A 17063-nucleotide genomic window follows, 5' to 3' on the forward strand; every position below is an offset into this window, starting at 1 on the left:
TTTTTATCTATGAAAATGCTGATTACAATTACTATTTTATTAAATTCTCAATAGTTACTGATGAGCGAGCATATTCTCTACCTAATTTAAAAGACCATCCGAATAATAATAAAGAAAAGAAAATTCCGATTAGAAGGAAGTTGGATATTTTATTACTATAAGACACCTTAATCTGTCTGTTTTGTTGTTTCATAATTTTGAGGATTTGATTTATTACACCTAAATTAACACAATTATTTAAAATGCCAAGCTCTCATTGTATTTAAAAATTAAATTAATTATTTTCCAATAGTTTAACCCTGCTTGTAACACAAGTGAAAATAAAAATTGCTAGTTGATAAAAAAAATATGATTGAAGTGAAAAAAAGAGTACACTTTTCTTAGGGTTTTTGCCATTTAAATGATCATACTTATTAACGATAAACTATTAATCTTATGAAAAAAACAATTTTAAATTCTTTCATGTTCCTGATGCTTGTACTTGCATCCGTATATGCACAAGGGCAAACCACTCTATCGCATGAAGGTCATATTCACACTAAGGCTTATGCTGTAAAAGAAGAAAAAGGGAATCTCGTACCTTATGATTTCGACCGTCGCGCAGTCGGTGATGATGATATTCTTATTGATATTTTATATTCGGGTATTTGTCATTCAGATATCCACACCGTAAAGGGTGATTGGGGATCTATATCATATCCATGTGTTCCGGGACATGAAATTGTAGGGCGAGTGAGCAAAATAGGAAAAAATGTAAGTAAATTTAAAATTGGCGATATAGCAGGAGTTGGATGTATGGTTAATTCATGTGGTAAATGCCACTATTGTGAATCAGGAGAGGAGCAATACTGTACTGGTGGTGCTACATATACTTACAATAGTCGTGAGGGAGACGGATATACTCAAGGTGGGTATTCGACAAATATTGTTGTTAAAGAATCGTTTGCTCTTAAGGTTCCCCAAAATGTGCCATTAGCAAGAGTTGCACCGCTTCTTTGTGCCGGAATTACTACTTACTCTCCTCTTCGTTACAACCATGTAAAGAAAGGAGATAAAGTAGCTGTTGCCGGTTTTGGAGGTTTGGGGCACATGGCTTTAAAATATGCCTTAGCGATGGGAGCTGAGGTAACCGTTTTCGATATTACCGAAGACAAACGCCAAGCCGCATTGGATATGGGAGCTCGTCAGTATGTAAATACTACTAACCCGAAAGAAATGGAGGGCTTTAACAGTTCGTTCAATTTGATATTAAGCACTATTCCTTTTAATTTTCAGGTAGAATCTTATCTGAGTATGCTCGAAGTAGATGGTACGATGGTACTGATAGGTGTGCAACCAATGGATCAAATTCCGTCGGTGAATACAATGGCATTATGGGGCAGGAGAAAAATATACCACTCACTCATTGGAGGAATAAACGAAACACAAGAAATGCTTGATTATTCGATCAAAAATAATATTTATCCTCAGATAGAAATAATCCCTATGCAGCAGGTAAATGAAGCATACGAAAACGTACTTGACGGCAAGGTGCAGTTTAGATATGTGATAGATATGCAGTCTATCAAATAGTTGTTTTAGCCAAATGTGTTTCTAATATATAAATTCTATATTAAAAATGTACACCGCTTGAAGGTGCAGAATGTGTTCTTGTCAGTTTATTTTTAAACATGTAACTGGCTGTTTGGAACATTGCGGCAGAGTATATCTTCATATTATCAGCCTCTACCCGATGCTGTTCTATGAGATTTTCGGGGCTGTTGGTTCGATAGTCATATAATCCTTCTATTTTGGCTTTGAAGTTGTAAGTATAAAACTTTTCATCACTCACACATCCCAATGCATCATCGGACGAGAAAAACATATATGGTCGTGTAGTCTTAAACAAGTCTACACCGAACGTATTATTCTCGTAAGAATGGTTTAAGAGACCCATTATGGTAGGGAAAGCATCTACTTGTCCACCCAGCTGCATAAAACGCTGAGGTGCGTCTTTAAATGCCGGAGAATACATTATAAAGGGTACGTGATTATATGATAATGGCATCTCATAAGTCGGAGACCCTACAATTTTACCGTGATCGCCTAAAAGTACAAAGATTGTATTTTTGTACCAGTCTTGCTTTTCGGCTTCTGTCATAAACTGGCGTATAGCATCGTCAGCAAAGGCTACAATCTGATATTGTGGGTCATTGCTTACCGATTTAAATCTATCGGGCACAACATAGGGTGGATGATTACTAACAGTAAGCAAAGTAGCAAAGAATGGCCTGTTATCCTTTGACTCCTCATTGAATTTATCAAGAGCATATTCCAATAGAAAGTCATCTTGCACACCAAAACTATTTACACGCTTTGCTTTGGGATAATTTTCTTCTGAATAAACTTCTTCAATGCCATTTTCTAAGAGGAAAGCATTCATATTATCATATTGCGCTTCGTGGGTCATAAAGAACATTGTTCTATATCCCTGTTGATGTAATATATACGGAATTCCCTGACAAAGAGTAATATCGACGTTTTTCATCATATTGCGATCGAACAAGGCCGGTAATCCGTATAAGCTGGCAAGTATGCCATGATTTGTATGTGTACCTGCCGAATAGAAATTCTCGAAATAATATGACTTGTTAATTAACTCATTTAAGAAAGGAGTAATCTCTTTTCCATTCTCCTTAACTGTCAGTAAATCAGCTGACATTGATTCCATGAGAATGAATATTACATTCATATTTTTTGCTTCCCCTTCAGCTATAACTTCACGTGCGATAGGGGATAAGGAGAGTTCCATAGAATCTTTATCTATTCCCAATGCTTTTTGGACAACTACAATAGCCTCTTCTTCTGAGATGATATTATCCACATTGTGATGTGATTTAGAAGATTCAATGACATCACGCATGAAATAGAACGAAGGGTTTATTCCTAATTGATTTAAAAACGAATTATCACAGAAATAGGCTTGACTAGTTTTAATCGGATTATATCCTAATCGCCCTCTTATACCCAGTAAACTAAGGCCTATTAATAAAATACAGATGGGAATATAGATGAGGTATTCTTTGGAAACTAGATTTTCTTGGTATTTGGATAAAAGTTTCTTTACTAATCTTGATAATGAGAAAGAGAATAGAATAATTACAATTATAAAAAACAGGAAATAAATATAATATGATGTTTCTTGTAATATCATTCCTGCTGTGGTCGCTCCTTCTTCATTCCAATTGAAAATAGAAGCATTGAGGTGTTTGAAAAAATAGTTGAAATAGGGAATGTCTGCCATTCCAATGGCAAAAACGATAGAGTAGATAGCAATATAGAATATATTGAACGTTTTGAGAATCGTTTTATTTATCTTATTACATAATCCTAAAATCGATATAATAACCAGTGGTAGGATGGTGATGTAAGAGGCGATCACATTATCGAACCAAATACCACGCAGTAATGCTGAAGATACCCAGCTTAGCTTCGTTTCTACTTCACTTATATTTTGCAGATTGGTAAGTAGAAGGGCAATACGTTGCAGGGTCATTACGATGAGAGCCAAAATATGTACAGAAAGTATGTAGTATAAGGCAGTTTTTATTTTTTTCATCCTGATATTTTATTGCTTAGAATTTGGACCTGTTAGTTTATTTTTAACCAGATAGTCGGCGGTTAGCATCATCGATATGGAATAATTTTTCATGCTATCTGCCACATTCGGATATTGTTGAATGAGATTCTCTTCTTCTATATTTCTATATTTATGCAGTGCATCTGTTTTAGTTGCGGGATTATAAATATAGAAAAAATTATTATCGACGCAACCTAGATGACTGTCGGATACAAAATACATATATGGTCGTTCTGTCTTGAATAAGTCTACCCCCAAAGAGTTATTTATGTAAGGGCGATTAAGTAGGCCCATAACTGTTGGAAAAATGTCTATTTGACCTCCAAATTGTTCGAATCGCTTCGGCATATCATCAAATAGAGGAGAATATATAATCAATGGCACATGATTATATCCCATACACATTTCATAAGGTTGTTTATCTGATGGTTTACCATGATCGCCTAATATTACAAATATTGTATTGTCGTACCATTCTTGTTTTGCTGCATTTATCATAAAATCCTGCAAACTATGGTCTGCAAATCTAAGAATACTTTCAGCATCATTTTTTCCTGCATCCATAAACTGCTTCGGGATTACGTATGGAGGATGGTTGCTTACGGTCATAAATGTAGCTAAAAAAGGTTTTTTCTGTTCAGCTATATTGCTTAATTTATTCAATCCATATTCGAACAAATAATCATCCTGCACCCCAAAATTATTAACTACTTTTTCTTTAGGATAGTCATACTGAGAAAAAATCCGGTCAAATCCATTTTCCAATAAAAAAGAATTCATATTATCGTATTGAGGATTGCTTGTCAGAAAGAAAAGCGTTTGATAGCCTTGCTCCTTGAGATTGATAGGCAAACCTGTATAAAAGTCGACATCGGCACTCATCATTGTTTGATCAAATATAGGTGGAAAACCGTATAGGGTGGATGCGATCCCATTGTTTGTATGTATGCCCGAAGAGTAGAAATTCTCGAAATAATATGATTTGTCTATCAAGTCGTTGAGGTAAGGCATGAGTTTATTCCCTTGGTATTCGGTGTCTAAATTTTCACTAGACATAGATTCCATTAAAATAATTATAACATTAGCATCTTTTGGTGCTCCTTCAGTCTTCACTAACCGACTAATGGGGTTAGAATCTATTTTAGTATCTATATTAAACTCTTTTTGTACAAATAGTATAGCATCTTTCTGGTCTATTGTTCCTGCCAATTTATTATTTTTTTTGAAAAAGGCACTGCTGCTTTTCACAAAATAAAATGCAGGATTTACTCCCAGTTGATTGAAAAATGAATTGTTGCAAAAATATGCATCACCTACTCTGAGGGGGTATCGTTCGAAAGTCCCTCGTATACCAAGAAAGCAGAGTCCCCAGACTAATATCACTACGGGAATATAAAACTTGTAGTCTTTTTTAGTCAGATTGGCTGCTTGTTTTTTTAGTAGCCTTTTCCCTATGGACATTACCATAGCAGAGAACAAAAAGGATAGAATAATAAAAACTGCAAAATAAATATAGTAAGATGACTCCTGAAATATCATTCCTGCTGTTCCTTCAAATCCTATCCAATTGAAGATGGATGCACCCATGTGCATGAAGTAATATTTAAAGTAGGGAATATCTGCAGCCGAGAACGCAAACACAATAGTATAGAGGATAATAAAATAAATATTGAAACCTTTGATAACAGCAGCGGGTACTTTATTAAAGAGGGACATTATTGTTAGCACAGCCACAGGTAGAGCAACTATATAGCATGCCATAACATTGTCGAACTGTACTCCTTTTAGTATAGCTCCCCCAAAGAGTGATAATTTATCATCTACATCATTTACATAATGCATATTTGCTATATATAAAATACAGCGGAAAACCGTTAAAATGATAAGGGCTGAAATATGTACAGATAGTAGGTATTGTAGTGTCAGTAAGGGTTTCTTCATTTTTATTCATTTGCGAAGCTGCAAAGATACGATTTTTTTGCTTCTAAAGTATTGAGGACAAATAAAAAAGGGTTGTATTACCAACCCTTTTTATTAATCTTACTATCTTATTTTCACCATGCAAAAAGCGGATAATCTTTCATTGTGCTATTTACTTTTTCGCGAACAGCTTTAATAATTTGTTCACTCTCAGGATTAGAAAGAACTGTATCTATCAGCTCTACAATCTCCCCCATAAGTGGTTCTTTAGCACCGCGAGTCGTAATAGCAGGTGTTCCGAAACGAAGTCCTGATGTTTGGAACGGACTACGGCTGTCGAATGGAACCATATTTTTATTTGTTGTAATATCGGCTTCTACCAGTATCTTCTCTGCCACTTTACCTGTAAGTTCAGGGAATTTGGTGCGAAGATCAACCAGAATACAGTGATTATCTGTTCCGCCCGATACAACTTTATAACCTTTGTCCATAAATGCTTTAGCCATAGCTTGTGCATTATCTTTCACCTGAGTTTGATATACTTTATATGATGGATCGAGCACCTCTGCGAAAGAAACCGCTTTAGCTGCGATTACATGTTCTAGCGGACCACCTTGAATTCCCGGAAATACAGCAGAGTCGAGCAATGCCGACATCATGCGTGTTTCACCTTTAGGTGTTTTTTTACCCCAAGGGTTTTCGAAGTCTTTACCTAGCAAAATAGCTCCTCCACGAGGACCGCGTAATGTCTTGTGAGTCGTTGTAGTAACAATGTGTGCGTGAGGAAGTGGGTTTTCTAACAATCCTGCTGCAATAAGTCCTGCCGGATGTGCCATATCTACCATAAAAATTGCTCCTACCTCGTCCGCAATTTTACGGATACGTGCATAATCCCATTCGCGAGAATAGGCTGATGCTCCGGCAATTATTACTTTGGGTTTTTCCTGACGGGCAACTTGTTCCATTTGCTCGTAATCTACTTGCTCAGTATCTTGTTTTACGTTGTATTCTAATGCGTGGAACATTAATCCCGAAAAGTTAACGGGTGAACCATGCGAAAGGTGACCACCATGCGAAAGATTCAGTCCTAAAAACTTATCTCCGGCTTGCATACATGCAAGGAATACAGCAGCATTAGCCTGTGCTCCCGAATGCGGTTGTACATTAGCCCATTCAGCACCGAAGATTTTTTTCAAACGGTCTATTGCTAATTGTTCACTTAGATCTACTATTTCACAGCCACCATAATATCTTTTACCGGGATAACCTTCAGCGTACTTGTTAGTAAGGCATGAGCCCATTGCTTCCATTACTTGCCCGCTCACAAAGTTCTCAGAAGCAATAAGTTCGATTCCTTTGAGTTGGCGTTGATGCTCTCTTTCAATAATGTCAAAAATAGCAGTATCTCTTTTCATACGTTTAAAATTGTTATGAGTTGAAAATGTATCGTACAAATTTAGTGATTATAATTGTTAATAGTATCTTGTACTTCTTTTAAATTTTGGAAAGTATAAACGATATTCACAGCAAGTATTTACATTAAATGATTTTCTGCCACATACTTCCAAAGTGGGGTGGCATGTAATGCTTGTTTAATCTCGTCGTTTTGTAGTAATGCTTTTACTTCATCTATAGATAGTAGGTGAATAGTCAGATCTTCGGTCGATTCTAAATTTTGTTTAGCGACCGGTTCAACATCAGTGGCAAGAAAGCAGTGTGTTAAATTTGTATGGGTACTCGGGTTAGCCGATATTACAGCATATTCTTCCCAATTGCCATTGCCGTAGCCTGTCTCTTCCAATAGTTCGCGTTGAGCAGAAACCATATAAGATGGATCTTCTTTTTCTGAGACTCCAGCGCATAATTCGAAGCAGGTCTTTCCTAATCCATGGCGATACTGACGTACAAAAATGAATTTCTTTTCCTTTGTTATTGCAATAACATTTACCCAATCCGGATATTCTAATACATAATAATTGGGTATCTCGTTTCCGTTAGGTAACTCTACGCGTTCTTTCCTTACTGTGAACCATGGCTCGCGACTTAAATATTCGCTATGCAATACTTTCCACTTTCTATCTTCCATTCTGTTGGTATTATAAAAAATAGACGAATATTTATTCGTCTATTTTTTGAGGATTATATTTTAGTATCTATAATGATCGGCTTTAAATGGTCCGTCAACCGGAACACCTAAATAATCGGCCTGTTCCTTGGATAGTTTCGTTAGTTTGACACCTATTTGTTCGAGATGCAAACGAGCAACTTCTTCATCCAATTCTTTAGGCAAACGATATACATTCACTTTGTAATCTTTCTGCCACAATTCTATCTGAGCCAGTGTTTGATTAGTAAATGAATTACTCATTACAAATGATGGGTGACCTGTGGCACAGCCAAGATTAACCAAACGTCCTTCCGCTAATAAGAATATAGAGTTTCCTGTTGGAAAGGTATATTTATCTACTTGCGGCTTGATATTCGTATGTTTGATCCCTGAATAGCTTACCAGTTTTTCCACTTGTATCTCATTGTCGAAGTGACCGATATTACAAACAATGGCCTGATCTTTCATCGCTGCCATATGCTCGATAGTGATGATGTCTTTGTTTCCGGTAGTGGTAACATAGATATTTCCTTCTTTTACGGCTTCTTCCATAGTTGTCACTTCAAAGCCTTCCATCGCTGCTTGTAATGCGCAAATAGGATCTATCTCGGTAACTATAACACGAGCTCCATACGAACGCATAGAGTGTGCACAGCCTTTACCTACATCGCCATAACCTGCTATAACTGCAACTTTGCCGGCAATCATAACATCTGTTGCACGTTTGATTCCATCAGCTAGGGATTCACGACATCCGTACAGATTATCAAATTTAGATTTAGTAACCGAATCATTTACATTGATAGCCGGAATAAGTAATTCACCACGTTCCATCATTTGATATAAGCGATGAACTCCCGTTGTAGTTTCTTCCGATACTCCTTTCCAGTCGGCGACTGCACGATGCCAACGTTGGTTGTCTTCTTTTAGAATACGATTAAGTGTATCAAGTATTACTTGTTCTTCGTGATTTGCTCCTTTTCTATCTATGAAGCTAGCATCTTTTTCGGCTTTGTACCCCCAATGAATGAGAAGTGTGGCATCTCCTCCGTCATCGACGATGAGGTTCGGTCCTTTTCCTCCGGGGAAGAGAAGTGCCTGTTCGGTACACCACCAATATTCTTCAAGGGTTTCGCCTTTCCATGCGAATACAGGAATTCCCGATTCGGCAATGGCTGCTGCTGCATGATCTTGCGTAGAGAATATGTTGCAACTGCACCAACGTAAATCAGCACCCAGCTCTTTGAGTGTCTCTATTAAAACTGCAGTTTGGATAGTCATATGTAACGACCCCATTATGCGGGCTCCTTTTAGTGGTTTGGAGGCTCCATATTTTTTACGAAGTGTCATTAATCCCGGCATTTCATGTTCTGCAATCTCTATTTCTTTTCTACCAAAGTCAGCCAGGCTGATATCAGCAACTAAATATGGTAAATTTGGTAAAAGTTCTTTTGACATATTATGTTTATTAATTCTATATATATTCTTCTCCGTATTTCAACTTAACATCAGTTACAAACTGTTTGATGCGTTGTTCGTCATCTTTCTTGCAGATGAGTAGTACATTATTCGCTTCTGCTACTATGTAGCCTTCGAGTCCTTGTATTACAGCTAATTTCCCGTCAGGAAGCGTAACGATATTTTCCGCACTATCGTAAAATAGTGTTTCGGAAACTAGTGCTGCATTAGCATTTTCGTCCTTCTCAGTAATGTCATAAAGCGATCCCCATGTACCAAGGTCAGACCATCCGAAATCGGCAGCTTGTACGCATACGTTCGATGCCTTTTCCATTATACCGTAATCGATCGATATATTGGGACAGAAAGGAAAGTTTTCGTCAATGAAAGCTTTTTCTTTATCGGTTCCAAAGAGATCTTTACCTTGATCGAAGCGGTTGCTGATCTCTGGAAGATGTTGGCGAAAAGATTCTGTTATAGTTCTCGAATTCCAAATAAAGATTCCCGAATTCCAAAGAAACTCGCCGCTTTCGTAAAATACTTTAGCCAGGTCAATATTTGGCTTCTCGGTAAATACTTTTACTTTAGTCACACCATCTACATGTTCGTCACTCATCTGGATATAGCCATATCCTGTCTCGGGACGGCTAGGGCGAATCCCTAAGGTAAGGAGTGTATCATTCTTTTCGACGAACTCGTACGCTTTATTTATTACAGCAAGAAATTCGTCTTCTTTCATGATCAGGTGATCTGAAGGTGCAACTACAATATTTGCATTCGGATTGATGGCATTGATACGATAGCTGGCAAATGCGATACATGGAGCTGTATTTCTGCGCATAGGTTCTAGTAGTATCTGATCGGGATTCAATTCGGGTAGCTCATCGGCCGTCATTTGTTGATACCCTTCATTGGTGACAATGAATATATTTTCGATAGGTACAATTTTTTTAAATCTATCGAAAGTCATTTGTAAGAGTGAGCGACCTGTTCCGAAAAAGTCAAGAAACTGTTTAGGACGAGCTTCGCGGCTGAATGGCCAAAAACGGCTACCGATTCCGCCGCTCATAATTACGCAATAATTATTTTTATTCATATTGTTTTCCGAGTTTATACAAAGGTAAATTATACAAGGTTACAAACAAAGTAAAAGCATGTGATATATAGCAAAAAATCTATAACTCTTTTTCAAAAAAAGTTGGGCAAGATGCTTGATATGTCAAAAATATATGTACTTTTGCATCTGCTTACGCCCAGATGGCGGAATTGGTAGACGCGCTGGTCTCAAACACCAGTGGATTCACTTCCATGCCGGTTCGATCCCGGCTCTGGGTACGTTTTAGATAAAAGCCTAATTGATAATTAATCAATTAGGCTTTTTCTTTTGAAAATTTTCCCCACATTTTCCCCACCGAAGATTAACTATTCGTACTTTTAAAACAGTCTTTTGTGAATAAAAGTCTTTGCCTATGTCTCTCACTTAAAACTTGATCTAGGTTACTCAACTTCAATCTAGAAAAAACTAAAGTATCCACAAGATCAATATAATACAGTAAAATGGTAGGCATTTTATGGTAAATATAACTCCATTGTTCATGTATCGCTTCTGGAGTACTGAATACAAAATTAAGATTCATAGGTCCAGTTTTGTTATTGAGAATGCGGGTTGTAACAGGATGTAATGCTTTATCCGACATATTAATAAGACTATCAGATATATTTTTATTATAAACAGCATCGTATATGACATCTCCAGGTATATTATTCATAATTAAATTGCCCTTAGAAGCTATTAATAAATCTTTTAGATTATGAGGGAATTTGGCCGCATCAAAATCTATCTCTTTGTTTTGGTAAAGCTCTTTTCCTCTAATAAACTTATTGAGGAAATCATCCTCAAATAATAAACGTAATATTATAACCATATTGAAAACGAGGGGTCTTCGTAATAGAGAGAATGATACAACTAGCCTCTTTTTACTTGAACAATTAAATGCTTCCTGCAGGAAATAACAGTTATCAATAATTAATCCATATATAAGATTATAAACTACCAATCTTTCAAACTCATCCTTCCTATTTATTTCTAATAGAAAATCGAAAATATCACCATTATACAGATTTAGTAAAGTTTGCTCAGATTCATTTATTGGGATAGAAAAAGCTTTTAAGTCCTTATATGTATTGTCTGTTATAAAATCTTCCATTTGTTTAATTAAAAGCATACAAGTATCATGCATTTTATGGAATTCTTCGGGTAAATACAAGTATTTATCAGATTGTACTTTCATATATTAATTATCTTAATTAGTTATTTCTTCTTACTCCATACTTCCCGATCTTCACCTGCCCGATATGTTTAGTAATATCACGTAACAGTTCCACTCTCGCAATCAACGTATCAATATCCTCCTTTTTCACAATGAATCTGGGGTTGTATCGAGCCTCAATATAAGCATCCTTTAATAACGTAAACAGCCGGTTCTCTTCTGTAGTATGATGAGGGAAGACTTGCAAAAGTTCATCCGAATGTCGTTTAACAGAGAAACTATCAGCCAGTACAAATGCTCAATAGAAGCAGTGTATTTGATATACTACGCAACCTACCATTATGCCACCCCCTGTTGTGGGCAGTTAATTTTTCCTTTCATCAAATCCCATTAATTGACGAATCTTGTCAGCATTACTTTTTGTTGTTAAATTCTCCAATAATAATAAAGCAACATCTATCGCTGTTGACGGATTCCATGAAGTAATCACATTGTCATCTATTACAATTGGTTGATTTATCACATTAACACCAAATCCTTTCAATGCTTCTCTTCGAATCGGATTATTATAAACAGTTCCATTTTTATTTTTCAAAATACCACTCTTTCCCAGTGGCAAGGCTCCAACACAAATAGATGCAATAATCTTATTATTTGTTTTAAATCCTCGAATTAAATCTAAGAATTTATTGTCATAAGCATCGTTATAAAATCCATAAACCTCAAATCCGCCCGGAATTGCTAATGCGTCAAATGTAGAAATATCAATATCTTCTACCAGATAATCTACAATAAACCGTTGGTTAAATGAACTTTTAATTTCTTTTTTTAATCCGCAAGTAAATAATTCGGTAGAGTTATCTCCTTCAACAAGATTCCAGCCTATAACATCAATGAATACACTTGCTTCAAATGTTTCAAATCCATCCGCTAATAACAATAATACTTTTTTCATTTTTAATCAAGTTACAGAATGCAAAATTCGTTTATAATTTATCAATAGAACTTTTGACTGGTTATTATTTGAATCTAAGTCATTATTAAAGATTAGTTTTATGCTAGTTTCTCTCCCCGTATTCCTTGATCTTTTCCTCACAAATCTTTTTGGTAATATCCCTCAGCAACTCCACTTTCGGAACCAACGCATCAATATCCTCTTTCGTGACTACAAAATCAGGATCATATCTGCCATTTACATAAGCAGCTTTGACAAGCTCGAAAAGGCGTTTTTCTTCGGGCGTATCTTGTGGGAAGACATTTATAAACTCGACTGAATATTTCTTTACCGAGTTTAATAGCTTTGATAGATTATGTTGTTTGGGATTCTCTAATGTGAAAACTAAGCGGATGGCATAAATATAACTTTCACAGGCTTGATGAAGCATAAAAGATGATTTTTTATACCATTCTTTGCTATAATTAAAATTAGCATTTTCTAGAAATTCATTAGCACTCTGGAATTTATCATTAAAATATTCCTCAGCTTGTTGCTTTATTTCTTCAAAGCTAAGTTTTCGTCTTCGTGCTAATTTATGCTTTCCACTATCGTAGAGGATAACACCTTCCTGTTTTATCTGCGTATAAAAATACCTACCCTCATCCAGATACTTGTTCAGCTTTTTCATATCCTCGCTGATAAACTGAACTGGTGGTTGCCTATCTGGATCTTTCGCCCTGTCGTAATACAAATCTTCTATATTACCAAGAGCTTTGATTGCCACCCCATCCGAAACTCCGCTTGTTACAACCAATATATCGTAATCGCTTACATAGAACTGTATTTTGCCAAACTCATATTTCTCATCATACGCCACATAATCATTACGGGCATAGCTGCCAAAAAGAATTATCATTTCGGTCTGCTTGATCCGTGTCAGGATAGATTCAACAATGTAATGCAAATCTCGCTGATTGGCTGATGGTAGATAGGATATGGACTTTTTCATTCGGGTTTCATTTATAACCTTAAAGTTAAGAACATAAAGATATACAAAATAGGAAAATAGAAATTAACTTTTCATACTTAATTGTATATTTGCGTCAACATCCTGTTATTGTCGGTTGGGTTTTAGATGCTGACTGACGAATGAAAACCGCAGTGATATAAATTATTCACTTAATATTTATATCGGCTTGATTCCCTAATCAGGCTTAAATGTGGACATATATATGACAACACAACAAACAATCTCAACCGAATATTGTGCAATACTGATAAACTGTTCTTCTCTGGTATTAAGGCTCTCCCATGATGAAATCAAAGAAAGCTACTCGGACAATCCCATGTATGTAGCAGAATATATTGAAAATGGAGTCAAAGAGAATATGATAGACCTTCTCTTCGAAGACCAGAAAGCAACCCTGTCATGCACCTTTGACAAGGACAATAGCTGCAATGCTTCCCATATATTCTTTGATGACTTAGATGAGTTGAACAACTATATCAGTTATCTCAATAAGACTTACGCTTATGACTATATTCGAAGCTATTGGACATTACCCAATTCATTCATCTCCATAAAAAAGACGAAAGACGATATTTGCTTTAAGTCCTTCTACTAATAATAGATTTTCTACTATAATTCAGGCAAGATTCTCAAGAATCTTGCCTGAATAAAATATTTAAAATTACAATTCTCTCTAATAATGAGAGCCTTTTTTCGTATTTCAATTGTATTTGCTACTCTATCTTCTTTATTATGTTTGATCAATAACAATAGATCAAACATAATAAAGAAGATATTTAGAACTAACAACTCTTTTATAAAAAATGTCTAGTCTTATTAAACTTTCAATGGTTCAATAAGATTTATTTTATTAAGTAAGTAAGATAATTTTTTTTCTCCATAATTCCATTCCCGAGATACAGAGTCCAAACATAGCACTAAGCTGTTTCTATCTGTATCTACTTCTAACTTAGACTTAACGATTGATACAGTTTCCCCTTCTTCATTTTTCTGAGTAAGTCCCTTTCTTATTGAATGATCTTGTTGGTTATTATAAAAAGTCAGCAATACAGCTTCAACATAAAGCATATTAAGTCCATATGGACTTAAATCTTTTGGAACTAAGTTGCTAAATTCATCACTTAAATCCTGTAATGATATGGTGTTTTTTTCAATTCTCAGATAGAGATTAGGCTTCATTATTTTAATATAAACTAATACAAAAAGTAAATGAGGAAAAGCGTAGTTATTTGCTGCAAATGCATTTATTATCAATCTTGTTTGTCCGAATATTTTTTCTTGTTGCCTAAGTGTTGCATTAGCCTTACTTAGTAGAATTGTAGCCATCTTTAATAAATAATCTCTATCAGGTTGAAATATTGAATGTTGGCTTCGTTCTTTAGATGCAAAAAAATCATCAAATGAATAATATTCATATAGATATTTACAGAAATTATCAATAGAGGGTATTGGAATTGAATATTCTAAATCAATGAATCTTCTTAGATACTCTTCAGAATTAATATTTTCATTTCCATATACTCCTTTAATTGCATGACCTAGTTGAATTTTATCAATAGAAAGAACAAATACGATACCTTTTACAGAGAAAAAATGCTTCATCTGCTCTAGAACCTCAACAGCATAATTAGGTCTACATCTATCTAACTCATCAATAATAAATACGATAGGTTTATCACTGTCTGTTTTCGCTACAAACTTTTCCAATTCATCTCGAAACTCTTTTACTGATTGCTTTTTATTAGTATACTCCTTAATCTCTTCCTCTAAAATTTCTGTTACTCCTTTTGTTGTATTTTCAATTGCATTAATAATAGTATCTGTCTCTATATATTTTTGAGCAATAGCTTTCAGCAGAGCTGGCAATATATTTTTAGATAACATAGCTCCTTTTTGCAATACAGATTTAAAAAATTTATCATTTGACGGATTAGTCAGTGTTTTTAATTCAGACATAATCGCAACTAACGGATTGCTATCAAAATCATTTTCCCATGCATTAAAATAAAGCGTATTGTAATCGTTATTGTCAAGATACTGTTGCCACATTTTCACAAATGTAGTCTTGCCTGTACCCCATTCATTATTAATTGCCAATACAAAACCATCCTTATAACTATTAACAATATCTGTTAGGATTTTAGCACATGGCTCTCTGTCTAATTCGCAATTCGCAAATGGGTTGTCTTTATCTATTATTATATCACTATGTTTAATCCTCATATAGCAGTTTTATTTAAGGTTTGTTTACTTTACTTATGTTTATCAAAGTTAAGCATTTCTATCTATTTATCAGTTGTATAATTAACAAAAGAAAGCTCTATATAAATAGGAAATAATACATTCACATTATATTTTCATCCCACCCTTTTTATTCTGATTAGGTTCTATTCTCAGGTTAATACTCTCTTTGACTTCTCTATATTTGATATTAAACCAATCCAAAATATCCGTTCCATTCAAACTTAACCTTAGCTTCTTCGGATCATCAGGCTCTTTCTCAATTTTTAGTTTTACATCCGCAGCGTCAAATTTTCGATTATGATCGGGTGAAAAGAAAGAGAAAGATTTTGCAGTGAGGTTCTTACCTTCAAATAGTATTCTTATATATTCGATGCCTAAACCTATTTTTTCGCATAGGCTAGCAATTTTCAGTTGCTCTTTCATCATTGGAAAAAGCGAATGTATAAAATTCAATTCCGCCTGTGTCTCATACGGTTCGTACTCTTTTTTGAGTTGGCTTAGTTTCGATTCTGTAATACTCAATTCATTGTGCTTCAATTTCACTTGCTTATCCATTTCAAGAAATTCGTTTCGTACCTCATCCCGATGTTCATAAATCGTATGCACTTTGCTCTGTGCTTCCGATTGTTGATATAACAACGATTCTACGTTTTCCTGTAGGCTCTCTTTTTGTGCAAATAGGTTCTTGTAATATTCGGAAGTACCAATATGTTTTGCTTCCGAGCCTTCAATTCCTCGCTCCAAGCCATATACTTTCATGCGCTCGGCATAAGAGTTCTGATACTCTTTCAACTTTGTTCTTGACATCACATCATCAGCACATAAACGGGCAGCATCTTTACTTTTCTTCTTGTATTTCTTTTTGCCCGATTGCTCTTCCACTTTGGCTTTTCGCCTTTCGCCAACGACTATCGGAACTACCGTTGCATGGATATGAGGAGTTTTCTCATCCATGTGCAAAACAGCAGATACAAGATTCTCTGCTCCGTATGTTTGTTTCAGCCAATCAATATTATCATCACACCAGTGTTTTAGGTTGCCAAATTCTTGAATATCTTTCATGTCCTCGTGCGTACCCGAAAGCATAATGCGAATGGCACGCACTTGGTTCTTTCCGATCTTTCGACTTATCCCTGCATTGTCTATCCGATGTTGAACAGCTTGTGTTCTGTTATCTACACCTTCGGGGAAATTTATGAGTTCTTTGTTGAGATGAGTTCTTGACTCATCTGCATTTTTGGGTTTGATTGTTCGCTCGATATGAGCAGACATTCCTGCATCGTTACCCGATGCTTTTTCTAAATGAAGTACAGCATATCCCATATAAATCATTCAATTTTTTAAATTGATCATCCATCAAATTATTGATTATCCGACTTCCTAATGAAGTCCATCGAGGGTTTCCAAAGGGAGGGACTCCCTTGGCTTATTGGGGTATTTTTAGTGTAGTGCAACGAAGCGTTAAGAAAATACCCTAA

At 35.5% G+C, this 17063-nt stretch carries 13 protein-coding genes and 1 tRNA gene; 3 read left to right on the forward strand and 11 right to left on the reverse strand.

Annotation, left to right across the window (positions count from 1 at the left end; translation table 11 throughout):
• The first annotated feature begins 435 nt into the window (after positions 1–435).
• The gene (locus G7Y56_RS12665; RefSeq protein WP_165043981.1) at positions 436–1572 is read left to right on the forward strand and encodes an NAD(P)-dependent alcohol dehydrogenase; all 1137 of its coding nucleotides are present in this window, start codon (positions 436–438) and stop codon (positions 1570–1572) included.
• A gap of 40 nt (positions 1573–1612) precedes the next feature.
• Here G7Y56_RS12665 and G7Y56_RS12670 read toward each other — a convergent pair whose 3' ends face one another.
• From G7Y56_RS12670 to G7Y56_RS12695, 6 genes are all read right to left on the reverse strand, one after another.
• Positions 1613–3598 carry an LTA synthase family protein gene (locus G7Y56_RS12670; protein WP_255498748.1) on the reverse strand — a complete coding sequence of 662 codons (1986 nt, stop codon included), beginning with the start codon at positions 3596–3598 and terminating at the stop codon, positions 1613–1615.
• Between the two features lie 9 nt (positions 3599–3607).
• Positions 3608–5560 (reverse strand): LTA synthase family protein, encoded by a 1953-nt coding sequence (locus G7Y56_RS12675; protein WP_165043983.1) that lies wholly within the window; start codon positions 5558–5560, stop codon positions 3608–3610.
• Positions 5561–5673: 113 nt separating this feature from the next.
• Complete coding sequence (gene glyA, locus G7Y56_RS12680; protein WP_165043985.1) at positions 5674–6954, reverse strand: serine hydroxymethyltransferase; 1281 nt, start codon at positions 6952–6954, stop codon at positions 5674–5676.
• A 119-nt stretch (positions 6955–7073) separates the two neighbouring features.
• The gene (locus G7Y56_RS12685) at positions 7074–7625 is read right to left on the reverse strand and encodes an NUDIX hydrolase (RefSeq protein WP_165043987.1); all 552 of its coding nucleotides are present in this window, start codon (positions 7623–7625) and stop codon (positions 7074–7076) included.
• 60 nt (positions 7626–7685) lie between these two features.
• Positions 7686–9104 carry an adenosylhomocysteinase gene (gene ahcY / locus G7Y56_RS12690; RefSeq protein WP_165043989.1) on the reverse strand — a complete coding sequence of 473 codons (1419 nt, stop codon included), beginning with the start codon at positions 9102–9104 and terminating at the stop codon, positions 7686–7688.
• Positions 9105–9120: 16 nt separating this feature from the next.
• Positions 9121–10200 carry a mannose-1-phosphate guanylyltransferase gene (locus tag G7Y56_RS12695; RefSeq protein WP_165043991.1) on the reverse strand — a complete coding sequence of 360 codons (1080 nt, stop codon included), beginning with the start codon at positions 10198–10200 and terminating at the stop codon, positions 9121–9123.
• A gap of 155 nt (positions 10201–10355) precedes the next feature.
• Between G7Y56_RS12695 and G7Y56_RS12700 the strand changes: the two genes are divergently transcribed.
• A tRNA-Leu gene (locus G7Y56_RS12700) sits at positions 10356–10439 on the forward strand.
• An 83-nt stretch (positions 10440–10522) separates the two neighbouring features.
• Here G7Y56_RS12700 and G7Y56_RS12705 read toward each other — a convergent pair.
• The 3 genes from G7Y56_RS12705 to G7Y56_RS12715 form a co-directional block, all read right to left on the reverse strand.
• Positions 10523–11395, reverse strand: a complete 873-nt coding sequence (locus G7Y56_RS12705; RefSeq protein ID WP_165043993.1) for a hypothetical protein — start codon at positions 11393–11395, stop codon at positions 10523–10525.
• Between the two features lie 343 nt (positions 11396–11738).
• Complete coding sequence (locus G7Y56_RS12710; protein ID WP_165043995.1) at positions 11739–12329, reverse strand: DJ-1/PfpI family protein; 591 nt, start codon at positions 12327–12329, stop codon at positions 11739–11741.
• Positions 12330–12432: 103 nt separating this feature from the next.
• Positions 12433–13320 (reverse strand): HEPN domain-containing protein, encoded by an 888-nt coding sequence (locus G7Y56_RS12715; protein ID WP_165043997.1) that lies wholly within the window; start codon positions 13318–13320, stop codon positions 12433–12435.
• 223 nt (positions 13321–13543) lie between these two features.
• Between G7Y56_RS12715 and G7Y56_RS12720 the strand changes: the two genes are divergently transcribed.
• Entirely contained in the window at positions 13544–13936 is a 393-nt protein-coding gene (locus G7Y56_RS12720; RefSeq protein ID WP_165043999.1) for a hypothetical protein, read from the forward strand.
• 221 nt (positions 13937–14157) lie between these two features.
• On the opposite strand, the gene G7Y56_RS12725 is transcribed toward G7Y56_RS12720, so the two are convergent.
• Together G7Y56_RS12725 and mobV are read right to left on the reverse strand one after the other, a co-directional pair.
• Positions 14158–15564: a P-loop NTPase fold protein gene (locus tag G7Y56_RS12725; protein ID WP_165044001.1), complete on the reverse strand. Its 1407-nt coding sequence runs from the start codon at positions 15562–15564 to the stop codon at positions 14158–14160.
• A gap of 126 nt (positions 15565–15690) precedes the next feature.
• A complete protein-coding gene (gene mobV, locus G7Y56_RS12730) occupies positions 15691–16908 on the reverse strand; it encodes a MobV family relaxase (RefSeq protein WP_165044003.1) in 1218 nt (405 codons plus the stop codon).
• Positions 16909–17063: the final 155 nt, after the last annotated feature.

This window comes from Dysgonomonas sp. ZJ709, assembly GCF_011039195.1.
GTDB lineage: Bacteria > Bacteroidota > Bacteroidia > Bacteroidales > Dysgonomonadaceae > Dysgonomonas.